Source organism: Actinotalea sp. Marseille-Q4924, from assembly GCF_916618755.1.
Classification (GTDB): Bacteria; Actinomycetota; Actinomycetes; order Actinomycetales; family Cellulomonadaceae; genus Actinotalea.
In genome coordinates this window covers 814357-836397 of sequence record NZ_CAKAKB010000001.1, presented here as the reverse complement: position 1 = coordinate 836397, position 22041 = coordinate 814357, and the positions used below count along the sequence as shown (strand labels likewise).

Annotated in this window: 22 protein-coding genes; 7 read left to right on the top strand and 15 right to left on the bottom strand. The window is 72.8% G+C overall.

Features of this window, described 5'->3' with window-relative positions; translation table 11 throughout:
* Positions 1-32 precede the first annotated feature (32 nt).
* A complete protein-coding gene (locus LG379_RS04005; RefSeq protein ID WP_225753252.1) occupies positions 33-707 on the bottom strand; it encodes an SDR family oxidoreductase in 675 nt (224 codons plus the stop codon).
* 192 nt (positions 708-899) lie between these two features.
* Here LG379_RS04005 and LG379_RS04000 point away from each other — a divergent pair, with 192 nt between their 5' ends.
* Positions 900-1394 (top strand): hypothetical protein, encoded by a 495-nt coding sequence (locus tag LG379_RS04000; protein WP_225753251.1) that lies wholly within the window; start codon positions 900-902, stop codon positions 1392-1394.
* 51 nt (positions 1395-1445) lie between these two features.
* Here the strand turns inward: LG379_RS04000 and LG379_RS03995 are convergent, their stop codons facing one another.
* From LG379_RS03995 to LG379_RS03930, 14 genes are all read right to left on the bottom strand, one after another.
* Positions 1446-2015 (bottom strand): NADPH-dependent FMN reductase, encoded by a 570-nt coding sequence (locus tag LG379_RS03995; RefSeq protein ID WP_225753250.1) that lies wholly within the window; start codon positions 2013-2015, stop codon positions 1446-1448.
* Between the two features lie 121 nt (positions 2016-2136).
* A complete protein-coding gene (locus tag LG379_RS03990; RefSeq protein ID WP_225753249.1) occupies positions 2137-3096 on the bottom strand; it encodes an amidohydrolase family protein in 960 nt (319 codons plus the stop codon).
* Between the two features lie 13 nt (positions 3097-3109).
* Positions 3110-4030: a fumarylacetoacetate hydrolase family protein gene (locus tag LG379_RS03985; protein WP_225753248.1), complete on the bottom strand. Its 921-nt coding sequence runs from the start codon at positions 4028-4030 to the stop codon at positions 3110-3112.
* Entirely contained in the window at positions 4027-4431 is a 405-nt protein-coding gene (locus LG379_RS03980) for a RidA family protein (protein ID WP_225753247.1), read from the bottom strand. Before LG379_RS03980 ends, LG379_RS03985 begins: the two co-directional genes overlap by 4 nt.
* Before the next feature lie 81 nt (positions 4432-4512).
* A complete protein-coding gene (locus LG379_RS03975; protein ID WP_225753246.1) occupies positions 4513-5073 on the bottom strand; it encodes a cupin domain-containing protein in 561 nt (186 codons plus the stop codon).
* A complete protein-coding gene (locus LG379_RS03970) occupies positions 5070-5741 on the bottom strand; it encodes a hypothetical protein (RefSeq protein ID WP_225753245.1) in 672 nt (223 codons plus the stop codon). Before LG379_RS03970 ends, LG379_RS03975 begins: the two co-directional genes overlap by 4 nt.
* A 3-nt stretch (positions 5742-5744) precedes the next feature.
* Entirely contained in the window at positions 5745-7370 is a 1626-nt protein-coding gene (locus LG379_RS03965; RefSeq protein ID WP_225753244.1) for an FAD-dependent monooxygenase, read from the bottom strand.
* A gap of 2 nt (positions 7371-7372) precedes the next feature.
* Positions 7373-8089 (bottom strand): SDR family NAD(P)-dependent oxidoreductase, encoded by a 717-nt coding sequence (locus LG379_RS03960; RefSeq protein ID WP_225753243.1) that lies wholly within the window; start codon positions 8087-8089, stop codon positions 7373-7375.
* Positions 8086-9153 (bottom strand): Ldh family oxidoreductase, encoded by a 1068-nt coding sequence (locus LG379_RS03955; RefSeq protein ID WP_225753242.1) that lies wholly within the window; start codon positions 9151-9153, stop codon positions 8086-8088. The genes LG379_RS03960 and LG379_RS03955 overlap by 4 nt, the downstream gene beginning before the upstream one ends.
* Positions 9150-9863 carry a GntR family transcriptional regulator gene (locus LG379_RS03950; RefSeq protein ID WP_225753241.1) on the bottom strand — a complete coding sequence of 238 codons (714 nt, stop codon included), beginning with the start codon at positions 9861-9863 and terminating at the stop codon, positions 9150-9152. Before LG379_RS03950 ends, LG379_RS03955 begins: the two co-directional genes overlap by 4 nt.
* Complete coding sequence (locus tag LG379_RS03945) at positions 9860-10672, bottom strand: ABC transporter permease (RefSeq protein WP_225753240.1); 813 nt, start codon at positions 10670-10672, stop codon at positions 9860-9862. The genes LG379_RS03950 and LG379_RS03945 overlap by 4 nt, the downstream gene beginning before the upstream one ends.
* 71 nt (positions 10673-10743) lie before the next feature.
* Positions 10744-11523: an ABC transporter ATP-binding protein gene (locus LG379_RS03940; protein ID WP_225753239.1), complete on the bottom strand. Its 780-nt coding sequence runs from the start codon at positions 11521-11523 to the stop codon at positions 10744-10746.
* The gene (locus LG379_RS03935; RefSeq protein WP_225753238.1) at positions 11520-12602 is read right to left on the bottom strand and encodes an ABC transporter substrate-binding protein; all 1083 of its coding nucleotides are present in this window, start codon (positions 12600-12602) and stop codon (positions 11520-11522) included. The genes LG379_RS03940 and LG379_RS03935 overlap by 4 nt, the downstream gene beginning before the upstream one ends.
* A 226-nt stretch (positions 12603-12828) precedes the next feature.
* Positions 12829-14322, bottom strand: coding sequence for a PucR family transcriptional regulator ligand-binding domain-containing protein (locus LG379_RS03930; protein ID WP_225753358.1), 1494 nt, complete (start codon positions 14320-14322; stop codon positions 12829-12831).
* Positions 14323-14424: 102 nt separating this feature from the next.
* Between LG379_RS03930 and LG379_RS03925 the strand changes: the two genes are divergently transcribed.
* Genes LG379_RS03925 through LG379_RS03900 form a run of 6 tightly spaced genes read left to right on the top strand, consistent with a single transcriptional unit; the run spans position 14425 to position 21874 of the window.
* A complete protein-coding gene (locus LG379_RS03925; protein ID WP_225753237.1) occupies positions 14425-15333 on the top strand; it encodes a DUF2877 domain-containing protein in 909 nt (302 codons plus the stop codon).
* On the top strand, positions 15330-16805 hold the full coding sequence (gene fdrA, locus LG379_RS03920) for an acyl-CoA synthetase FdrA (RefSeq protein ID WP_225753236.1): 1476 nt from the start codon (positions 15330-15332) through the stop codon (positions 16803-16805). Before LG379_RS03925 ends, fdrA begins: the two co-directional genes overlap by 4 nt.
* Positions 16802-18178 carry a DUF1116 domain-containing protein gene (locus LG379_RS03915; protein WP_225753235.1) on the top strand — a complete coding sequence of 459 codons (1377 nt, stop codon included), beginning with the start codon at positions 16802-16804 and terminating at the stop codon, positions 18176-18178. The genes fdrA and LG379_RS03915 overlap by 4 nt, the downstream gene beginning before the upstream one ends.
* The gene (locus tag LG379_RS03910; RefSeq protein ID WP_225753234.1) at positions 18175-19170 is read left to right on the top strand and encodes a carbamate kinase; all 996 of its coding nucleotides are present in this window, start codon (positions 18175-18177) and stop codon (positions 19168-19170) included. Before LG379_RS03915 ends, LG379_RS03910 begins: the two co-directional genes overlap by 4 nt.
* A gap of 17 nt (positions 19171-19187) precedes the next feature.
* On the top strand, positions 19188-19904 hold the full coding sequence (locus LG379_RS03905; protein ID WP_225753233.1) for a cysteine hydrolase family protein: 717 nt from the start codon (positions 19188-19190) through the stop codon (positions 19902-19904).
* On the top strand, positions 19901-21874 hold the full coding sequence (locus LG379_RS03900; protein WP_225753232.1) for a gamma-glutamylcyclotransferase: 1974 nt from the start codon (positions 19901-19903) through the stop codon (positions 21872-21874). Before LG379_RS03905 ends, LG379_RS03900 begins: the two co-directional genes overlap by 4 nt.
* Positions 21875-22041: the final 167 nt, after the last annotated feature.

Genomic DNA, 22041 nt, shown 5'->3' with positions numbered 1-22041 from the left:
CCGCCCTGCCCGCCGACCCCGAGCCCCCCGGACTACTCCCGGCCCTCGTCCAGCGGGATGAGCATCTCCCGGAACGGCCCGCGGGTGGTGTGGATCCGCCAGATGCGCTCCGCGACGTCGTCGAGCCCGCGCTCGAGCCTCAGCTTCGGGATGGCACCCGGGATGACGAGCTGACCGACGCGGATGCCCTCGCCGTCCAGCGCGTCGTGGAGCATCTCGCCGTACGCACTCTCGGCAGGGAACGCGACCGAGGTGCCGGCGAAGTCGCTGCGCGCCTTCACCGAGGTCCCGCCGTTGACGAGGACGATGGTGCCCTCCCCCGCCGTCCGCATCGCCGGCAGCACCGAGCGCACGGCGTGGATCAGCCCCAGCGCCGAGAACTGCAGCGCGTCCAGGGCCAGCTCGGGCGTCAGGTCGAGCACCGGCTTGAGGTACTCCCGCGCCGGCAGCGGGCTGTACTGCAGCACGGAGATCGGGCCCAGCTCGTCCGCGGCGCGCCGGAGCGCGGTCTCGAGGGCCGCCGGGTCCCGGACGTCGGCCGCGTACCCGCGCGCGACGAGGCCGGCGTCCTGCAGCCCGGCCGCCATCTCGTCGAGCTTCGCCTGGTCCCGCGAGATCAGTGCGACCGAGAACCCCTCGGCACCGAACCTCCGAGCCACCGCGGCGCCCAGGCCAGGTCCTGCGCCGATGATCGCGATCGTGGGCATGGCAGTCCCTTCCGCAGGTGTGTCGATCGACCCTAACCGGAGGCATGCTCGTCCCGTCCGGCTTCGGGGGCCGACAGACGTCCGCCGGCTCGGCGACGTCGGGACGTCGAGCGACTCCCGGGACATTCGGCCCTCGCGACGGCGCGCCGGCCGCGGCCACGCTGGGAGGCACCGACCGCCTCGGGAGCTCTCATGTCGCAGCTGGTGCCCTGGCTCGTGCTCTGCCTCCTCGTGCTCGCGGCAGCGCTCATCCGTCCCCAGGGGACGAGGTACGTCGTCGGCGTGTTCTTCATCGTCATGGGCGTCGGCGTCAACTGGGTGCTGAGCGTCGCAGCACCCGAGCAGTTCGTCGGTCTCGGGGTGAACGACCCGCTGCTGCCGGCCTACGCCTGGTTCTTCGAGAACGTGGTCGCCGCAGCTCCCGCAGCGGTCGGCATCCTCGCCGGGGCCGGCGAGATCGCCGTCGGCGTCCTGATGCTCGGTCGGCGCGGTGCGGCGCGGCTCGGACTGCTCGCCGGCGCCGCGTTCCTGCTCGTCATCACCCCGCTGGGACTGTGGACCCTGCCCAACGTCGTCCTCGCCGGCGCATTGGCCGTGCTGTCCCGCCACACGTACGACCACAGCATGGTGGACGCGCTGCGCCGGCACGTCCGCGCGCCCGCCCACGGGGTGCACCCGGCATCCTGAGCCGACGAGAGCCGGCTCGCCGGGGAGACGCGGGGCGGTGCGTCCCCGTGCTCAGGTCCGAGGGATCACCGTCAGGACGCGCTCGACGTGGATCCGGAACTCCTCCATGAAGGTGCGCAGGAACCCGGCGGTCTCCTCGTCGGTGACCTCACCGGACTCGTCGTAGACCTCCGGCCGGAAGTAGATATAGGCCTCCGGCGCAGTCATCTGCCGAGCGTTGCAGAAGCTCAGCACACCTCGCAGGCTCTGCTGCGCGACGGCGGTCCCGATCTGTCCGATCGAGGCGCCGATGACCGCGGCGGGCATGTGGTCGAAGGAGTTCTGTCCCCACGGGCGCGAGGCCCAGTCGATGGCGTTCTTCAGCGCTCCGGGGATCGACCGGTTGTACTCCGGCGTCACGAAGAGGACCGCGTCGGAGGCGGCGAGCGCGTCCTTGAGCGCCTGGGCCTCCGGCGGGTAGCTGCTGTCGAAGTCCGGGCTGTAGAGCGGCAGGTTGCCGATCGGGACCTCGGTGAACTCGAGGTCGTCCGGGGCCAGCTTGATCAGCGCACGGCTCAGCGTGCGGTTGATCGAGGTGGACGAGAGGCTGCCGACGAAGTACGCGACCTTGTACCCGCTCATGATCACTCCAGTCCTGGCGAGCCACCTCGACGGGTCGCCGAGATGCCGAGCCCGCTCACCCACCATCGCAGGGCTGACGCCATGCCGCCACAGGCGTGGACGGGCGTGCTCGGGGCTCCGGTCACCCATCCCGCTTCGGTGCGTCCTCTCCGAGGAAACGGGCCGCGTTGTCCGTGCTCATGCGTCGCACGGCGTCGGGCCCACGGTGCGAGACGAGACCGATCGGGTCGGCGCTGCCCATGGGGAACGGCCAGTCACTGCCCACGAGGACGTGCTCCTCCCCCACGACGGCGATCGCAAGGTCCACCGCGGACGGGTCGTGAGCGAGGGCGTCCACCCAGAGGCGTCGGGCCTCCGAGGCGAGGTCGGCGGACGGGCGATCGATGCCCGGCCGGGCGGTGTCGACCCCGCGCTGCCACCGACCGACGAGTGCAGGAGCAACTCCGCCGCAGTGGACCAGGCCGATCCGCAGACTCGGGTGCCGGTCGAGCACACCGCCGAGCAGGAGCTGCGCCACGGCGAGCCCCGTCTCGACGGGGTTCCCGAGGAGGTTCTCCAGGTAGAAGTCGCGCATCCGCATGTCGGGCGTCGCACCGGGATGGAGGAGGAGCGGGCGGTCCCTCGTGGTGAGCAGCGTCCACAGCGGCTCGAAGGCGTCGTCGGCGAGCGATACGGAACGCCCACCCGCGCAGCCGGACAGACCTGCCCAGCCGTCGCTCATCAACCGCTCGGCCTCGGCCAGGGCCACAGCGGGGTGCTCGAGCGGAAGGTGTCCCAGCGGGACGAGTGCCTCGTGCGCCGCCGTCACGTCCAGGAGCGCGTCGTTGACCGCGCGCACCCATGCTGCCGCCACCCGAGGATCGTCGTGCTGGCGGTACAGCGGTGGCGGCACGGACACCAGTGCCCGGTCGAGGCCTGCGCCCCGCAGCCACTCCACGAGCCGTTCCGGGCGGTAGAGGTCGCGGGGGCCGACGACGTGGTCCCCGGCCGCGACCGCGCCGTCGCGGGCATCCAGGCCCACGGAGGCGAGGACGGCGGCCGGGATGGGCGGGACGAGGTGCGTGTGCACGTCCGTTCGCACGGGTCCTCCTGGGTCAGCGGTGATCGGCGCGCGGCGAGTACCCGGCGAGGTCCGTCAGCACCATGGTGTTGCGGAGCTCGCCGAGTCCCTCGACGCGTGTGACGAGCTCGTCCCCCTCCGCCAGGAAGACCTGCGGTTCCCGCGCGTTGCCGATCCCGCTCGGGGTACCGGTGAGGACGACGTCGCCCGGGAGGAGCGTCATCCCGGCGCTGAGCTCGGCGACGATCTGGGCGACGCTGAACGCCATCTGCCGGGTCCGCGCGGACTGCAGCTCGTGCCCGTTGAGCTCGAACCGGATCTGGAGGTCCTGCACGTCCGGCACGTCGTCGGCCGTCGTGACCCAGGGACCGAGCGGCATGGTGCCGTCGATGCTCTTGCCCTTGAGCCACTGCCCCCCGTGTGCCCGCTGGAGGTCACGCTGCGAGACGTCGTTCGCCACCAGGTAGCCCGCGACGTGGTCGAACGCACGGTCCTCGGGGATCGACCGTCCGGCACGGCCGATGACGAGCGCCACCTCGGCCTCGTAGTCCCACTTCGCCGACAGGTGCGGGTCGAACGCTATGGGGTCGCGGGGACCGATCGCTGTGAGCGGGCCCTTGGTGAAGAACGTCGGGTGACTGGGCCGCTCCGCGGGGTCCTGGCCCTCCCGCTTGCCCGCCGACTCCTCGAAGTGGTCCCAGTAGTTCCACCCGGTGCAGAGGATGTCGCGATTGAACCGGCTCAGCGGGAGGAGCAGCGGAAGGTCCTCCACCGCTGCGCGCGGCGCGGCGATCACGAGGCCCTCGACGACCCCCCGGGCGGACGGCTCCCGGACGACGTCGTCCGGGGTGGGCGCACCGTCGGGGAGGACGGCCGCCTCCGCACCGGGACCACCGTCACCCAGGACGACCACGGTGCGCGTCCCCTGGTCCACGCGCGCGCGGCCGATCCTCACGGCTGCCCCTCCAGCACGGCGATGGCATTGATCTCGATGAGGTAGTCCTTGTTCACGAACTTGGAGACCTCGACCATCGTCGAGGCGGGCGCGACCCCGGTGAAGTACTGCTCGCGCACGGCATGGATGGCGCCGAAGTCCTCCATGTTGCGCACGTACACGTCGAGCCGCGCGATGTCCGCGAGCGTGCCGCCCGCCTCCTCCACAGCCGCCTGGAGGTTCTGGCAGACCTGGTGGGTCTGCGCACTGACGTCGCCGACGCCCGTGACCCCGCCCTCCTTGTTGCGAGCCGTCATGCCCGAGATGAACACCAGTCGCCCCGCCGCCGGCGTCCAAGTGGCCTGGGAGAAGTGGCCGTTGGGGACGGCAAGGCGGTCGCTGCGGATCTCGTGGACGGTCATGGTGTGTCTCCTGAGTCTCGTGCGCACCCGCTGGGCGCGCTCGGTGCGGGGAGGTGTCTCCCCTGGGCGTGGTGGCGCGGGTCAGCGCGCGTCGTCCGGGTTCGTGTACCAGCTCGGCTGGGTCGGGTAGTGCGGGCCGTCGTAGACCTCGAGCAGCACCGTCTCCTCCTCCGCGAGCGTCGGCCCGTGGAGCGAGCCCCGAGGGTTCCAGTAGAAGGAGCCCGCCGTCAGGGTGACCGCGGTGGGGAGATAGGTGTACCGGCCGGACAGGCAGAACATGAACTGGTTCGACGCGTGCGAGTGGCGGTCCGGGATCCCGCTGCCCGCCATGAAGCGGACGAGGGTGATGGAGGCGCCGGTGTCCTCGTTGCGCCACAGGGTCTTGTGGCTGAGTCCGGCGAGGGTCTTGTCCACCCACTGCAGATCCTGGGTCTCGAGGAGGATCTCGCGGAACCGGTGCGCCGCCGCGCCGTCGGACGTCGTCGCACGCTCCTCGCGCGAGCGGTCCGGGCCCTCGCCGCCGTAGCGCGCCGGCTCGGACAGGTTTGCGATCCATTCGGCGTCACCGACCGCCTCGGGCCGGGGGGGCCGAGGGACAAGGGGCGCGTCTGCGTCGTAGGCGGTCTCCAGGCCGGCGCTCATCGGTCCTCCAGGTAGTCCAGCGCGACGACGAACCACGTCCGCGGCTCCTCATCGGTGTTCTCGAGCGTCAGCGGTCCACCGGGGTGCTCGGTGACGGACTCCGCGAGCTCGTCGTCCTCCAGGTCCGCGTCGATGCGGGCCACGACGTGCGGCACGTGGTCGAGGTCGAGCTTCTGCTCGGTGCCGGGGTCTGCGCTGACCGTCCAGACGGTGACGTAGTCGGTGCGCAGCACGGGCCGGCGTCCGTCGGGCAGGGGCGCCGTGCCGTCCGGCAGCACGCCCTCCTCGCTCTGGGCGCCGCGGCCGACGTCCACCACCTCGGCGAGGTTCTCGCCGAGGTCCTTCAGCTCGACCAGCCGGTTCCGGTAGCGCTTGCCGCCCGTCTCGGTGAGCCGGTGCACCGGCGAGACCGGGCGGAAGACCGCGCCACCGGTGTACTCGCGGATGTGCCGCGGCTCGCTGCCGTCGAGCCAGTCCATCCGGCCCGTCGACCCGTCGATCGAGAGGACGACGTACGGGTTGTGGTGGAGGTGCCAGGGGTGGCGCCCGTGCGGCGGCAGGTGCACGTCCCAGACCCGCACCCGCGGGCTGTCGAGCACGACCGAGCTGCCGACGCCGACGAGGACCACCTCGGTCCCGTCCGGCGCAGCGACGACGTCTCCTTGCATCCTTCAGTCCTCCTGGTCGGCGTCGGGGTGGGTGATGCGGCGGTACACGTCCGCCGCTTTCAACCCCTCGGTGGGCCACGGCAGCACCGCAGCCACGTGGGCGTCCGGGCGGAGCAGGACGACGGCGTCCTCCTCGAGCCCGAGGCGGCGACGCACACGGTCGCCGGGGTCGAAGAACGACCGGTCCCGCAGGCCCGAGTCGTGCGGTGCGTCCCATCGGCTGACGACGACGTGCCGCAGGCCCGGCAGGGTGTCGTCCGGCAGCGCGGGCCGACGACGGGAGTCGGTGAAGTGGAGCGCGACGAAGCTGTCACGCACCAGCTCGTGCAGGTGGGTACGCCCCCCGGCCGGGTCGAAGAGCGGCAGGTCGGGCGCGCGGTCCCCGGCGCGCACGGCACCCGGCTCGTCGCCGGTCTGCACCATCGTCCACTCGCCCGTGCCCTCCACGTCGAGCCGGACCCCGAGGAGCGTGCGGGTCATCGCCCAGCCCCAGTCGGCCTGGTCGGCCGCGACAGCCGGCGCACCGCCGGACCCCATGGCCTGTCGGGCCGCCTCTGCCATCTGCCCGGAGCCCTTGATCGCCACGCTGGACTGCTCGTTCTCGTAGGCGTCCAGGAGTGCCGGTGAGCCCCAGCCCCGCACCACCCACGCGAGCCGCCACGGCAGGTTGGAGGCGTCGAGCACGCCGGTGTTGAGACCGAGGGCCCACATCGGCGTGATGAGGTGCGCGGCGTCGCCCATGAGGAAGATCCGGCCGTCGGCCCAGCGGTTCGCCACCCGCTGGTGGACCGCGTAGATGTTGGAGCCGAGCACCTCGACGTCGCGCACGTCGCCGATGAAGTGCAGGGCCTTGTCGCGCAGCTCGTCCGGACCCGGCTCGGGCGCCCCTTCCTTGAGCGGGAAGAGGAACCGCCAGCAGTGCGGCTGGCGGACGAGGATCATCCACTCCTGCGGGTCGGCGAAGTAGGCCAGGTAGGGGTAGTCCCGCGGGTTGTCGACGTCCAGGTCGGCCTTGAGGTCGACGAGCATGTACCGCTCCTCGAGCGTGCGGCCCTCCACGGTGATGCCGAGGGCCGTCCGCAACGGAGAGCGGCCGCCGTCGCAGCCCAGCACGTAGCGCGCGTCCATCGTCCGCTCGCCCTCGGGCGTGCTGATCGACAGCGTCACGTGGTCCGGGTGCTGCGTGAAGCCGGTGACGCGGTGCTGCATGTGCAGCACCTGCGGGGACCGCTGCTTGAGCGCGTCCTCCAGCACCGCCTCGAAGGAGTTCTGCGGGATGTTGACGACGAACGGGAACCGGGTCTCCTCGGTCAGGACGTGGGTCCTGACACTCATCCCGGCCCGTCCCGTGGGACGGTCGATCTCGCCGATCTCGTCGATCCGCAGCGACGCCGCCAGCACTGGCGCCGACGCCTCGTAGCGGTCCAGCACCTCCAGCGTCCGGGTGAGCACGGTCCCCGCCTTGGTGTCCAGGGAGAGCCGGTCGTCCTCCTCGAGCACGACGACGGGCACGCCGTGGTGGACGAGACCGAGCGCCGTGACCAGTCCGACGGGCCCGGCGCCGACGACGACCACCGGCAGGTCGGACGTCGCGCTGGCGACGTGCTGAAGGGGCGTGCTGACGGTCACCGTCACTCCTTGGGGAACGCGCGGTCGCGGGAGAGCGTCGAGCCGGTCATGGTCGCGGCCCCGGACAAGAGGTAGAGGAGCGGCCCGACGACGTCGTCGGGCGTGCCGATCCCGGTCGAGCGCAGCCAGTGCTCGCGCTCGCTGCCCGGGTTCGCGCGGCGGAACTGGTCGGTGTCGACCACGCCGGGGAACAGGACGTTGACCCGGACGCGGTGGTCGAGGACCTCGGCAGCCAGGGACTTGGCGAACGGCACCATCGCGCCCTTGGTCGCGGCGTAGGCCGACGCCTCGGCACGTCCCATGTGGGCAAGGCCCGAGCTGAAGAGGACGATGGACCCGTCCCGCCGGGCGATCATGCTGGGCAGGACCGCCTGACAGGCCCAGACGACCCCGTCGAGATTGACCGCGCGGACGCGGTGCCACTCCTCGGGGTCCATGTCCGCCACCGCGGTACGCGGCTGGACCGCGGCGCCGGCCACCAGCCCCGTCACGGCACCGTGGCGCTCAACGACGTCGCCCACCGCGGCGAGCACGGCGTCCCGGTCGGCCACGTCCACCTCGACCGCGTCGACGCCGTCCCGTGCCGGTCCCGGCGCGACGTCGAGGACGACCGCTGTCCCACCCGCCTGGGCGACCGCAGAGGCCAGGGCGGCCCCGATGCCCGCTCCTCCCCCGGTGACGACGACGACGTCGCCCGTCGCGTCGAACGTCGCCCTCATGCCGCCGCCCCCTCCGGCAGCGAGGCCCCCACCTCGTCCGCCGTCGCCCGCAGGGCCTCCAGCACCGCACGTGGCAGCACGACGCCCTCGGCTCGCTGCTGCTGCGCCCGCTCGCTCTCGCGCTGCCCCGGGAGCACCACCGAGGGGACGCCGTCCCGAGGGCGGGAGCCGACGACGAAGTCCATGAGAGCTCCGACCCGCTGGTCGAACCCCGCGGCGTCGCCGAAGTGCCCGACGTGGATCGCGAGGAACATGTGGGCGCAGTCGTTCGGTACGGACATGTCCGCGTACAGGCCGCGGACGCCCGCGCCCGATGCACCGCCGGACAGGACGCCGGTGAGCACGTCGACCATGAGGGCGAGGCCGAAGCCCTTGGGCCCACCGGTCGGCAGGAGCATGCCGGCGACGGCCTCGGCGGCGTCCGTGGTCGGGTTGCCGGCAGCGTCCGTGGCCCAGGTCTCCGGGATCGGCGTGCCCGCCGCCTCAGCCAGGCGGATCTTGCCCAGGGCCGCTTCCGACAGGGCCATGTCCAGAGCCACCGGACCGGCCGGCGTGGGGGCGACGATCGCCAGAGGGTTGTTCCCCACGACGGGCTCGGCGCCGCCCGGGGCGGGCATGAGCGGCCGGGTGTTCGACATCGCGATGCCGATGCAGCCGGCGGCAGCGGCCTGCTCCGCGTACGAGGAGGCGCGGCCGAAGTGGAACGCGTGGCGCACGACCGTCATGCCCAGCCCGTGCTCGCCTGCGGACTCGATCGCCAGCGCCATCGCCTGGTGACCCGTGAGCTGCCCCAGCGCGTGGTGGGCGTCGAGGACCGCCACAGCACCGTGCCGGTGCACGACCTCGCCCTCCTCGCGACGTGACACCGAGCCGGTCCGGAGCCGGTCGACGTACATGGGGACGAGCATCGTCCCGTGCGACGTCACGCCGGCCAGGTCCGCGCCCACGAGCACGTCGGCGACACGGCCCGCCGCGGCGGGGCTGAAGCCCTCCGCCTCGAAGACGCGTCGTACCGACTCGGAGAGCCATCGCTCGGCGACCACGACCTGCGTCTCGGCGCTCACCGCTCTGCCCCGCTCTCGGTCATGGCCGCGCGCATCCGGCTCATCGCCCCTTCGAGGTGGACCCGCATGGCCTCCTCCGCCCGGCGCGGGTCGCGGGCGCGGCAGGCGTTGAGCAGCTCGACGTGCTCCTCGTGGCTCCGGTCGCTGTAGGCGTCCTCGTGCTGGTGGGAGAACCGGTAGCGCTCGCTGTTCTGCCAGCCCGGCTCGATCGCACGCAGCAGCCACTTCGAGCCGGCGGCCTGGTACAGCAGGAAGTGGAACTCGGTGTGCGCCCGGCGTGCCTCGTCGTTCTCGCCGCGCGCGAGGTGCGTCTCGTGCCGCGCCAGCGCCTCCTGGGCCATGGCCGCCTGCTCCTCGGTGAACGTCGCCGCCGCCTCCGCGACGACAAGGGTCTCCAGGGCCAGACGGGCGCGGTACGTATCCTCGAGGTCGTCCACCGACAGCTCCCGTACCCGGGCACCCCGATGCGGGACGAGGTCGACCAGTCCGAGGGCGGCGAGCTTGCGCAGCGCCTCCCGCACGGGCATCGAGCTCGTGTCGAAGCGCTCCGCGAGCTCCTGGATCCTCAGGTGGGACCCTGCCGGGAGCACGCCGCGGAGGATGAGGCGGTGAAGCTCGCTGGCGACCTGCTCGGCCAGCGTGCGCTGCACGCCCTGGCTGTTCTCCGGGGAGAGCTGGAACATCGTCGGACCGCCGTTCGAGCCGTTCACCGGTTCTCCTCCGCCCACGGCAGCAGCAGCTTCTCGACGAGCTCGATCGCGTAGAAGAGGACGATGCTGATGAGGGCCAGCAGGGAGATGGCCGCGAAGGCCAAGGCGGTGTCCGCGCTGGCGCCGGACTGGACGATGACGTAGCCGAGGCCGGCGGACGACCCCACGAACTCCGCGATCACCGCGCCGATGACGGCGAGCGAGATCGCCGTCTTGAGCCCGACGAAGATCTGGGGCAGCGCCCACGGGAACCTGACCTTGACGAACTCCTTGAGCTCGCCCGCGTCGAGCGAACGCGACAGCTCGACGAGCTCGGCCGGGGTGGAACGCAGGCCGGCGACCGTCGACAGCACGATCGGGAAGAAGCAGAGCAGGACGACCATGACGACCTTCGGGGTCAGGCCGAAGCCCATCCACACGACGAGGATCGGCGCGATCGCCACCTTGGGGACCGCGTTCACCGCGAGGAGCAGCGGGTAGAGCATCTGCTCGAGGGTCCTGAACCGGGCGATGGCCATCGCGACCGGGACGCCGATGAGGATCGCCAGGGCGAACCCGATCACCGTCTCCCTGAGGGTCACCAGGGTCTGCGTGCTCAGGTAGCCGGCGAACTCCGCGAGCTTCGCGACGACCAGGTCCGGCCCGGGCACGAGGTACGACGGGATCGCGAGCACTCTCGTCGCGGCCCACCACAGCACGATGATGATCACCAGCGCCAGGACGGGCAGCCCGATCGCGCGGGCGCGGCCGGTGCCGCGACGGCTGCGCCGCAGCGAAGGTGCGACCGCTTCGGTCACCGGTGCCACCATCGTGGCCTCCTTCTGATCGGTGTCGCTGACGGGGGGGTGGGCGGTGCTGCGCCGCCGGGTGCCGAGCGCCGTCACGCCGCCGCCCTCGGCCCGGGCTGGAGGAGGTCGTGCAGCTCCGCGCTGATGTGCGAGACCTGGTCAGCGTGCGCGTTGCGGCCGAGGGTCCGGGGGCGCGGGATCGGGACGTCGACGATCTTCTGCAGCCGGCCCGGACGCGGGCTCAGGACCACGACCCGGTCGGCGAGGAGAACGGCCTCGTCGATGGAGTGCGTCACGAAGACGATGGTCGTGCTCTCCTCGGCGACGATCCGCTGGAGCTCCACGGAGAGCTCCTCACGCGTCAGGGCGTCGAGGGCGGAGAACGGCTCGTCCATGAGCAGCACCTTGGGCTGCTGGATGAGGGAGCGGACCAAGGAGACGCGCTGCTGCATGCCGCCGGACAGCTCGTGGGGCAGCTTCTCCTCGAAGCCGGCCATCCCGGCGAGCTCGAGCAACCCGTGGGCACGGTCCAGGTACTGCCGCTTGTCCAGTCCCAGCATCTCGAGCGGCAGCAGGACGTTCTTCAGGACGTTCCGCCAGGGGAGCAGGGCGGGGCGCTGGAACATGACACTGACGTCCCGCCGCGGACGGGTGACCACCTCATCCCCGACGTGGACCGCGCCCTCCGTCGGCGCGATGAGCCCCGAGATGATCCGCAGCAGGGTCGACTTGCCGCACCCGGACCGCCCGACGAGTGTGACGAACTCGTTCTCCCGCACCGTGAGGTCGATGTCCTCGAGCGCGTGCACCTGGCCGCGGGCCGTCTCGAAGACCTGGGAGACGCCGGCCACCGTGATCATGTCGCCGGTCACGAGCCGGGCACCAGGTCGAACGAGACGAGGTCCTCGGGCGTCACGTCGCCGGTCAACGCGTCCGCCATGATCTCGATGATCTTCTCGACGCGCTCCGGCTCGATGGACCCGATCGTCTCGGCGTCACCCCGGACGTACTCGGCCATGATCTCCACCTCCGCCGCGGCGACGTCGGCGTTCTGCGTCGGCTGCGCCTTCTGCAGGATCTCGCCGGTCTCCTCGGGGTTCTCGATCGAGTACTCCAGGCCCTTCATCAGCGCCCCGATGAAGCGCTCGACCAGCTCGGGGTCGGACTCCGCGAGCTCGTCGGAGGTGAGGATCACGTTGCCGTAGAGATCGGGGAGCACGTCGCCGTAGGGGAGCACCACGACCCCCTTGCCCTGCGCGGCGGCGGCGATGAGCGGCTCGCCGACCACGAACTGGCCGATCGCGTCCACCTGGTTGCTCACGAGCAGCTGCGGCAGGGAGGGCGGCGCGGACGGCACGAACTCGACGGCACCGGCGTCGATGCCGGCCGCCTCCGCGTAGGTCGGGAAGATGACCTGGTTCGTCGACCCGGGCTGATCGCCGATCTTCTTCCCCTCCAGGTCCGTCGGCTCGGAGATGCCGTACCCGTCGAGGGAGACGATCGCCGCCAGCGAACGCTGGTGGGTCACGCCGACGGTGGTGACCGGGAGCTGCTCGTTGGCGACCGTCACGACTGTGGCGGAGAAGTCGGCGGCGCCGAATTCGGCCTGGCCGCCGGCGATGAGCTTCATGACGTCCACCGATCCCGTGCCCGGCTCGATCGTCACGTCGAGGTTGACCTCCTCGAAGAAGCCCTTCTCCTGGGCGACGTAGGCGTAGGCGTCGCGGCCGAACGTGCTGAACGATGTCAGGTAGGTGACCGAGGCGGGCTCGTACTCGACGGCCTCCTCCGTCTCCTCGGACGTCGGCGCGTCGCCTGCTGCGTCCTCCGTCTGGTCCTCCTCCGCCGCTCCGGGCGCCGGATCGGCGTCGCCGCCGGCCCCGCACGCCGCGAGCACCAGGGCACCCGCCATGACGAGGGAGGAGATCGCTGCGTTCTTCCGTGTGTTCACTGCACACCTCTCGCTGGTTCGTCGACGAACCGGCAGACCGGTCGGCACTGACCGGCACCAGCCGGTTGGACTGGGCTCCTGCTTGGCGGCGGGTGACCGCCATCACGTTCACTGTCAGCATCGTCTGACATTTGATCAGATGTCAAGTGTCACGATGATCCGCGACGGGACGTCGCCCGGCTTCCGCGGACACCAACCGAGGTTCGCCGACCGTCGACCGCGAGCGTCAGCGTGCGGCAGCGACCAGACGCCGCGCCTCCAGCGCGAGCGCGAGGGCCAGGCGCGTGCGCGGTTCTCGCAGGTCGGCCCCGAGCAGGTCGCCGATCCGCTGGAGCCGGTGCTTCATCGTGTTGTAGTGCACGAACAGACGGCGTGCGGCCTCCGCCGCGTTGCCCAGCCCGAGCACCTCCTCGAGCGTGCGGCACAGCTCGCCGTCGGCCTGCTCGTCGTGACGGACCAGGGGCCCGATCTGGTCCTCGACGAACGCCTCCAGCTCGGCGCGCGGCAGGCTGAGGACGAGCCGCTCGAAGGCGAGGTCTGGGTACCGCACGGCCGTGCGGTGGGTGACGTGGGCGATCCGGAGCGCCTCCTGCGCGGTCGCGTGCCCCGCCGGCAGGTCGGTCAGCTCCCGCGCGGGCGCCCCGGACGCGACGACCGTCCGACCGGCGCCCGTGGCCTCGAGCGCCCGCGCGAGAGCCTCCTCCCGGGTGGTCCCCGTCGTGCCCGCCGCCGCGGTCGGCGCCAGCGCGATCACCTGGGTACCACGCAGCCACGCCACCGCTCGTGGACCGAGAACCCGCCGAGCCGTCGCCTGCAGCCCGGCCTCGAGCGGTTCGGTGGTGCAGGCGGCGACCAGCACGGTGGTGCCGCCGTCCAGGTCCCAGCCGAACAGGCGGGCCCGGCGACGCAGGGCGGCGGCGTCCAGGCGCGTCCCGGTGACGAGCTCCTCGAGGAAGACGACGCCGAGGCGCCGGTCCAGCTCGATGCTCGCGAGCGCCTGGGCGATGTGCATGCCGGCGGCGAAGCACGCCTGCCGGATGAGGCGCCGCTGCCCGAGGGTCGGTTCCTCCTCACCGCCGACGAGCACACGGCCGCGCGGGACCCCGGCGACGGTGATGGGGAACTCCCAGCGCCCGTGGTCGGCGTCCGGAGGCCCGACCTCGACGGTGGCGCGAGGCCGGCCACCCAGGACGACGGCGTCGTCGTCGACGATGGTCACGGAGCGGTCCAGCGCGCCGGCGAGCGTCCGGGCGATCTCCTCCAGGCCGCCGCCGGACAGCGCGATGCCGGTGAGGCGTTCCCGGATGGCCTCCGTGCGCGCGGGTTCCGCGCCGTACTCGGCGAGGACGACCGCGAGGACGGACCCGATCACCTCGTTGAACGAGGTGCCGTCGGGGACGATCAGCACGGGGAAACCCAGGGCGTCCGCCTGCTGCGCGAGGCGGTCCGGCAGTCGCTCGAGGTAGCGGAGCGGCTTGATGGCCAGACCGGCCAACCCCCGGGCGCGCAGCACGGGGAGGAGCTCGACGAGGCGCTCCGGCCGGTCCCGGACGGGGTACGCGGTCGTCAGGAGGAGCTCGCCCTCCTTGACGTACTCCTCGATGTCCGGCACCTCCATGACGTTGACGCCGGTGACCACCCGGTCCAGCCCTGAGGCACCAGCCAGGACGTAGGTCCCGTGCAGCGGCGCGAGCGTCATGATCTCGCGCACCGTCACCATCGCCACGCAGGTCCTCCCTTGTCCCTTTCGGACGATCACCTCGCCGAACGCGGTCCGATCCGGACGCAGCGCGGGAACCCTGACCGTCCGTACGGTCCCAGTATGGCGACGCAGCAGATCGACAGCCCTCGCGCTCTCCGCGTGGCGTCGCCCATGCCCGGCGCAGCGCTGGTGGCCGCACTCACCACCGTCCATGTCGGACAGTCCGCCGTCCTCCTGCGGACCACCACGGGCGACCTCCTCCCCGTGACCTCGTCGGCCCACGGCCTCGTCCCCGGCGGGTGGTGCCTCCCCGACGACCGGGAGTTCGCCGCCCTCGCCACCGCGGCGCGGCAGCGTGCCGTGCTGGACCTGCGCTCGTGGCAGGGGGTCCTCGCTGCGACCGCGGCGACGGACCTCTCCGTCCGGCCCGGCGCCGTCGACGTCGTCGCCGCTCGCGCTCTCGCGGACGCAGCGTTGAGCCGGACGGTCGGCGACGGCGCGAGCGCCCGTCCAGCCCGCCCCGACCACGGCCCCATGGACCCGTTCCCGCTCCGGCGCTGCGCCCGTGCCCTGGTCCGGGCCGCCGCTGCCGGCGACGGCGCGGCGGTGCATGACCTCCTCGAGCGCCTCGTCGGCGTCGGCCCCGGCTCGACCCCGAGCGGGGACGACGTCGTCGTGGGTGTCCTCGCGGGACTGGACCGCCGGGCCGACGGCGCCGCACGTTCGGCGGCGGCGCCCGTGCGGCAGGCGCTCCCCCACCTCCTGGACCGCACCACCAGCGTCTCCCGGCACGACCTCGTCGCGGCCCTGCGGGGCGAGGTCGCCGAGCGCGTCCACCACCTGCTCGCGGCGGTCGGCGACCGCAGCCTCGTCCCGACCGCCGTCGACGCTGCCCGCACGTGGGGCGCCACCTCGGGCCTGGACCTCGCCGCCGGCGTCGCCGCCGGCTCCCTCGCGCCCGCGCACAGCGCCCTGCGCCCGCGCGCCGCGACCCCGTCCCCCTTCGTCCCCCTCAGGAGGAGTGCATGAGCACGACCACGACCGAGACGCTGGCCGCGCGCGTCTTCCCCCGCCTCTACCGCGACTCCGTGACTCTCATGGCCCTCGCCTCCACGGTCGAGAAGCGCGACGGCGTCGAGCGCGTCGGTGCCGTCATGGGCACGCCCGGCAACCTCACGATCCTCGAGCGCTCCGGCATGCGGCCGGACGACCTCGCGCCCGCGCCCGACGACCTCGTCGTCGTCGTCCGCGGTGTCGACGAGGAGACGGTCGCAGCCGCGCTCGACGCTGCCGAGGCCGGCCTGACCGCCGTCGAGTCCGCACGCAGCTCCCACGAGGCCCCCGCGCCGCAGACCATCCATGAAGGCCTCGCCGTCGGTGACCGGGCGACCGTGGCGACCGTCTCGACGCCCGGCACGTACGCGCCGGTCGTCGTGGAGCAGGCGCTGCGTGCCGGTCTGCACGTCTTCTGCTTCTCCGACAACGTCCCGCTGGAGGACGAGGTGCGGCTCAAGGCCCTCGCCGCCGAGCAGCGCCTGCTGCTCATGGGGCCGGACTGCGGCACCGCGATCCTGGAGGGGGTGCCGCTCGGGTTCGCCAACGCCGTCCGCCGTGGGCCGGTGGGGATCGTGGCCGCCTCCGGCACCGGGGCGCAGGAGGTGTCGTGCCTGCTGCACCGCGCCGGCACGGGCGTGTCCCAGCTGGTCGGGGTCGGCGGGCGCGACCTGTCCTCCGCCGTCGGCGGCACGATGACGCACCTCGCGCTCGACCTGCTCGCCGAGGACGAGGCGACCCAGGTCGTCGTCGTCGTGTCGAAGCCACCGGCGGCCGAGGTCGCCGAGCGGCTGCTCGAGCGCCTGACGGGCCTCGGGAAGCCCGCCGTCGCGTGCCTGCTCGGCGAGGACGACCGGGATGGTGCCGTACCGGTCCGCGGCACGCTCGAGGGCGGAGCCCGCGCCGCCGCGGAGCTCGCGGGCGCCACGCTGCAGCTCGGCGAGGACGTCGCCGTCCCCGACGCGTCCGCGCTGCCGGCGGCGCGCGGCGTGCTCGGCCTGTACACGGGCGGCACGCTGGCGTCGGAGGCGAAGGTCGTCCTGCGGCACGCGGGGGTGCCCGCGGAGGTCCTCGACCTCGGCGACGACGAGTACACGGCCGGCCGGCCCCACCCGATGATCGACCCCTCCGGCCGCTCCGAGCAGGTCGTCCAGGCCGGGGGCCGCCCGGAGATCGGCATCCTCCTCGTGGACCTGGTCCTCGGGTACGGCGCCGCGACGGACCCTGCCACCCCGCTGGCCGAAGCGGTCGCCGAGGCCATGGCCGTCGCCCGCGCGGACGGCCGGGACCTGCTGGTCCTCGGCTCGGTCTGCGGCACGGACGCCGACCCCCAGGACATCGCCCACGCGCGCCGCACCCTGGCGAGCGCCGGCGTCCTCGTCCACCCCTCCAACGCCGCGGCGGCCCGCACGGCCGTCGCCGTCGCCACCCGGAAGGAGCTCGCATGATCACCGGAGGTGTCCGGGTCCTCAACGTCGGGCTGCCCGTCATCGTCGAGGGCGTCCCGCCCGAGGACGTCGTCCAGCTCGACTGGCGCCCGCCGGCCTTCGGCGACGCCGAGGCGGCCCGTCTCGCCGTCGCCCTCGACGACGACGTCACCCGTGCGGCGAACCGCCGTGCCATGGCGGCCATCCACGCGGTGCGGCCCCAGCTCGTCCGCGTCCGCCCCGCGCGCGACGTCGTCCCAGGCATCGGGGAGGGTCGCACCCTCCTGCACGCCGGCCCGCCGTTGGAGATGGCACGGATGTGCGGCCCCGTCCGCGGTGCGCTCGTCGGGGCCACCCTCTTCGAGGGCTGGGCCGACACCCCCGAGGAGGCGGAGCGCCTGCTCGACAGCGGGCAGATCGCCATCGACCCCTGCCACCACCACGGCGCCGTCGGCCCGATGGCGGGCGTGATCGCCCCGTCGATGCCTGTCCTCGTCGTCGAGGACGGCGACCGCCGCGCCTACGCCACCCTCAACGAGGGCCTCGGCAAGGTGCTGCGCTTCGGGGCGTTCGACGCCGAGGTCGTCGACCGGCTGCGCTGGATGCGCGACGTGCTCGGCCCGGTGCTCGACGCGGCCGTCCAGGCCGCCGGACCGCTCGACGTCACCTCGCTCATCGGCCAGGCGCTGGCGATGGGCGACGAGGGCCACAACCGCAACATGGCCGCCACCAGCCTGCTGAGCCGCAGGCTCGCGCCGTTCATCGCCCAGGAGGCGCGAGGGGTCGAGGTCCTGCGGTTCCTCGCGGGCAACGACCACTTCGCGCTCAACCTCTCCATGGCCAACGCGAAGCTGGCCATGGACGCGGCGGTCGGCGTGGAGCACTCCACGGTCGTCACCGCGATGGCGCGCAACGGCGTGGAGTTCGGGCTGCGGGTCGCCGGCACGGGCGAGCGCTGGTTCACCGCCCCGGTCGGACCGGCGGACGGCCTGTTCTTCCCCGGGTACGGGATCGAGGACGCCAACCCCGACCTCGGCGACTCCGCCATCACCGAGACGCTCGGCATCGGCGGGTTCGCCATGGCCGCCTCCCCGGCGATCACCCAGTTCGTCGGCGGCACGCCCGACGACGCCCTGGAGACCACCCGCTCGATGCGGCGCATCACGACCGGGCCGCACCCCGCGTTCCCGCTGCCCCCGCTGAACTTCGCCGGGACGCCCAGCGGCATCGACGTCCTCAAGGTGCTGGACACCGGCGTGCTCCCGGTGATCAACACCGGCATCGCGCACAAGGAGGCCGGCGTGGGCCAGATCGGCGCCGGCATCGTCACCGCCCCGTCGGAGGTCTTCCTCCTGGCGGTCCGGGCGCTGCACGAGGCGAGGGCCGGGCGATGAGCCGCACCGCCCTGGTCGCCATCGGCGGCAACGCCCTCGTGCTGGACGGCGAGCCGGGCTCCGTGGTCAGGCAGCAGGAACGGGCCGCCCACTTCGCCGAGCAGGTCGCCGACCTCGTCGCCGACGGCTGGACGATCCTGGTCACGCACGGCAACGGCCCGCAGGTCGGGTTCATCCTGCGCCGCGGCGAGCTCGTGGCCCCCGAGGCGACCCTGGAGGGCCTGCCGGAGCTGCCGCTGTGGCTGGCGGTCGCCGACTCGCAGGGCGGCATCGGCCACATCCTCGCGGTCGCGATGAACACCGAGCTCGAGCGCCGGGGCCTCGCCGCGCGCGCGATCGCGGTCCTCACGCACGCCGAGGTGGACGCCGACGACCCGGCGTTCGCCCGGCCGACCAAGCCCATCGGGTCGACCATGACGGCCGAGACGGCGCGCCTGCGCGAGGCCGAGGAGGGCTGGGCGGTCACCGAGACCTCCCCCGGCACGTTCCGCCGCGTCGTCCCGAGCCCGCGTCCGCGCCTCATCGTCGAGTCCGAGCAGATCCGTTCGCTCATGCTCGCGGGCGCCGTCGTCATCGCCGCGGGCGGCGGCGGGATCCCGGTCGTCCGGCAGGACGACGCGTGGCACAGCGTCGACGCGGTGATCGACAAGGACCGCGCCTCCGCGCTGCTCGCGGCGTCCGCCGGTGTGGAGACGCTGGTGCTGGTCACCGGGGTCGACGAGGTCTACGTCGGGTTCGGCACCCCCGACCAGCGCGCCCTGCGCGACGTCGACCCCGAGGAGCTGCGTGCGCACCTCGACGCCGGGCAGTTCCCGGCGGGGTCGATGGGGCCGAAGGTCGAGTCCGCGCTGCAGTTCGTCACCGGCGGCGGCCGTCACGCCGTCATCACGTCCCTGCCCCGCCTGCGCGACGCGCTGGAGGGCCGGGCCGGGACGCACCTCACCGTCCGGGACCGTCAGGGTTCCGCCGCATCAGCAGGAGCCTCACGATGAGGACACCAGGAGAACCGATGATCACCGTGCCCGCCGATCCCTTCCCGTTCGCGTTCGACCCCGACCACGTCGCGCTGCTGTGCATCGACTTCCAGCGCGACTTCATGGAGGCCGGCGGTTTCGGGGAGTCCCTCGGGAACGACGTGTCGCGGCTGCGCAGCACGATCGAGCCCACCGGCCGCGTCCTCGACCTGTTCCGCAGGCAGGGGTGGCCCGTCATCCACACCCGCGAGGGTCATCGCCCGGACCTGACCGACCTGTTCGCCGCCAAGCGGGACCGGGGCAACCCGACCCTGCGCATCGGCGAGGAGGGTCCGATGGGCCGCCTCCTGGTCCGGGGCTCCGCCGGGCACGGCATCGTGCCGGAGCTCGCACCGGTCGAGGGCGAGGTCGTCCTCGACAAGCCGGGGAAGGGCTCGTTCTACGCCACCGACCTCGAGACCATCCTGCGGGCCCGCGGGATCACCAGCCTCGTCGTCACGGGCGTCACCACGGAGGTCTGCGTCCAGTCGACCGTCCGCGAGGCGAACGACCGCGGCTTCGAGTCGCTGATCCTCGCCGACTGCACCGGGTCGTACTTCCCGGAGTTCCACCAGTCCGCCCTGGCCATGTTCTCGGCCCAGGGCGGGATCGTCGGGTGGGTCGGCACGTCCGACGCCCTGCTCGACGCCGTCCCCACCGCCACGGCCGGCACGGCCGCGGCGACCACCACCGACGAGGAGGTCGGGCAGTGAGCACTGCAGCACCGGCGGCACCCGCCGCCACCGGGTCCACGGGGCCGCAGGTCCGCCTCGCGTGGTGGACCAAGGGCGACTGGAACGGCCTCTTCGGCCTCGGCACCAACGTCCTGCTCAACGTCATCGTCCTGACCGGCCTGTGCCTGGTCGTCGTGCAGATCCCGTCCGACACGGTCTACGGCCGCATCCTGCCCGCTCTCGGCATCGCGCTCCCGCTGGGCAACATCTGGTACGCCGTCCTGGCCCGCCGTCTGGCGCGCCGCGAGAACCGCACCGACGTGACGGCCCTGCCCTACGGCCCCAGCGTGCCGCACACGTTCATCGTCGTCTTCGTCGTCATGCTGCCGGTCTACCTGCAGACGCAGGACGCGATCGCCGCGTGGCGCGCCGGCCTGGCCTGGGCGTTCATCATCGGCTGCATCGTCCTGCTCGGCGCCGTCTTCGGACCGTGGATCCGGCGCTGGACGCCGCGCGCCGCGCTGCTCGGCGCCCTCGCTGGCATCTCGATCACCTTCATCTCCATGAGTCCCGCCGCCCAGATGTGGCAGGCGCCCTGGATCGCCCTGGTGGCCTTCGGCTTCATCCTCGTCGGGTGGCTCGGCGGGCGCCGGATGCCCTTCGACGCGCCGGTCGGCCTCATCGCCGTCATCGTCTCGACCGCCATCGCCTGGGTCGCCGTCGCGGCCGGCTGGTCCGGAATCCTCGAGCCCAGCGCCGTCGCCCAGTCGCTCAGCGACCTCGCCCTGCGCCTGCCCTTCCCGACGACGGACGTCGTCACAGGCCTGCAGGACATCGCGCCTCTGCTCGCGTCGGCCATCCCCCTCGGCATCTACAACTTCACGGAGGGCATGACGAACGTCGAGTCGGCGGCCGCCGCCGGTGACCGGTACTCCACCCGTCAGGTCCTGACCGCGGACGGCCTCGGCGCCGTCGTCGGTTCCTTCCTCGGCTCGCCGTTCCCGCCCGCGGTGTACATCGGCCACCCGGGCTGGAAGGCCGTGGGCGGCCGGGTCGGGTACTCCCTGGCCACCGGCGTCATCGTCGCCGTCGTGTGCTTCACGGGTCTGGTCGGCACGTTCCTGGCGATCTTCCCGATGCAGGCCCTCGTCCCGGTCCTGCTGTACATCGGTCTGGTCATCGGGGCGCAGGCGTTCAACGTCAACGCCCGGCGGTACGCGCCGGCGATCGTGCTGGCCATCATCCCCAGCCTCGCCGAGTGGGCGACCGGCCTCATCAACAACGCGCTCGCCGCCGCCGGGACGAACGCCGGGGAGGTCGGCACGGAGACGCTGGTCGCCAACGGCGTCGTCTACGACGGCCTGCTGCTGCTGGGCCAGGGCGCGGTGCTGGTCGGCATCCTGCTCGGAGCGATCGCCTGCTTCGTCATCGACCGCCGGCTGTACGCCGCGGCCATCACCGCCGGCATCGCCGCCGTCCTGTCCTTCTTCGGTCTCATCAACGCGGTCGAGGTCGGCGTCAACGCCTCACCGGGCGTCACCCTCGGCTACCTCTTCCTCGCCGCCCTGCTCGCCGCGTTCGGCTGGCGGCTGCGGCACGAGAAGGACGAGGCGCTGGACGACGAGCTGCTCTTCGTCAACGGCACGCTGATGCGTGGTCTCGAGCTGCACGGCAACCTCTCCGGGGCCGAGCTCGTGGAGGAGACGACGACGGCGCCGCGCTACCGCGTGCACACGATCGGCGACGTGCACCCGGGGATGTACCGCGTCGGCGACGACGAGGAGGGGGCCGCCATCCAGGGCGAGCTGTACCAGGTGCCCGCGGAGGTCCTGCTCAAGGTCATCGAGGGCGAGCCGCCGGGGCTGTACCGGGGCGCCGTCGAGCTGGCCGACGGCCGGCTGGTGCCCGGGATCCTCTACCGGCGCGAGCTGGCCGAGCAGCACCCGGAGATCACCGAGCACGGCGGCTGGCGGCAGTACCGCGCCACGGTCGCGCCCTCCGCGCACTGACGGACGCGCGTCGCCCCTGATCGCACGGAGCCCGGTCGCCCTGAGGGACGACCGGGCTCTGGCGCGACGGCGGAGCACCGCCGGCGCCTCGGGGCGGTCAGGAGCACCACTCTTCCGTCCCGCGGGCGAGGGGCTTGAGGACCTGACCGAAGGGGGATCGCCACCCG

Excerpts from the sequence above, each read along its gene's own strand:
- LG379_RS03995 (WP_225753250.1), bottom strand. The coding sequence starts at position 2,015 with ATGAGCGGGTACAAGGTCGCGTACTTCGTCGGCAGCCTCTCGTCCACC.
- LG379_RS04005 (WP_225753252.1), bottom strand. The coding sequence starts at position 707 with ATGCCCACGATCGCGATCATCGGCGCAGGACCTGGCCTGGGCGCCGCG.
- LG379_RS03980 (WP_225753247.1), bottom strand. The coding sequence starts at position 4,431 with ATGACCGTCCACGAGATCCGCAGCGACCGCCTTGCCGTCCCCAACGGC.
- LG379_RS03925 (WP_225753237.1), top strand. The coding sequence starts at position 14,425 with ATGGCGACGCAGCAGATCGACAGCCCTCGCGCTCTCCGCGTGGCGTCG.
- LG379_RS03915 (WP_225753235.1), top strand. The coding sequence starts at position 16,802 with ATGATCACCGGAGGTGTCCGGGTCCTCAACGTCGGGCTGCCCGTCATC.
- LG379_RS03975 (WP_225753246.1), bottom strand. The coding sequence starts at position 5,073 with ATGAGCGCCGGCCTGGAGACCGCCTACGACGCAGACGCGCCCCTTGTC.
- LG379_RS03905 (WP_225753233.1), top strand. The coding sequence starts at position 19,188 with ATGATCACCGTGCCCGCCGATCCCTTCCCGTTCGCGTTCGACCCCGAC.
- LG379_RS03945 (WP_225753240.1), bottom strand. The coding sequence starts at position 10,672 with ATGGTGGCACCGGTGACCGAAGCGGTCGCACCTTCGCTGCGGCGCAGC.
- fdrA (WP_225753236.1), top strand. The coding sequence starts at position 15,330 with ATGAGCACGACCACGACCGAGACGCTGGCCGCGCGCGTCTTCCCCCGC.
- LG379_RS03930 (WP_225753358.1), bottom strand. The coding sequence starts at position 14,322 with ATGGTGACGGTGCGCGAGATCATGACGCTCGCGCCGCTGCACGGGACC.
- LG379_RS03910 (WP_225753234.1), top strand. The coding sequence starts at position 18,175 with ATGAGCCGCACCGCCCTGGTCGCCATCGGCGGCAACGCCCTCGTGCTG.
- LG379_RS04000 (WP_225753251.1), top strand. The coding sequence starts at position 900 with ATGTCGCAGCTGGTGCCCTGGCTCGTGCTCTGCCTCCTCGTGCTCGCG.
- LG379_RS03970 (WP_225753245.1), bottom strand. The coding sequence starts at position 5,741 with ATGCAAGGAGACGTCGTCGCTGCGCCGGACGGGACCGAGGTGGTCCTC.
- LG379_RS03960 (WP_225753243.1), bottom strand. The coding sequence starts at position 8,089 with ATGAGGGCGACGTTCGACGCGACGGGCGACGTCGTCGTCGTCACCGGG.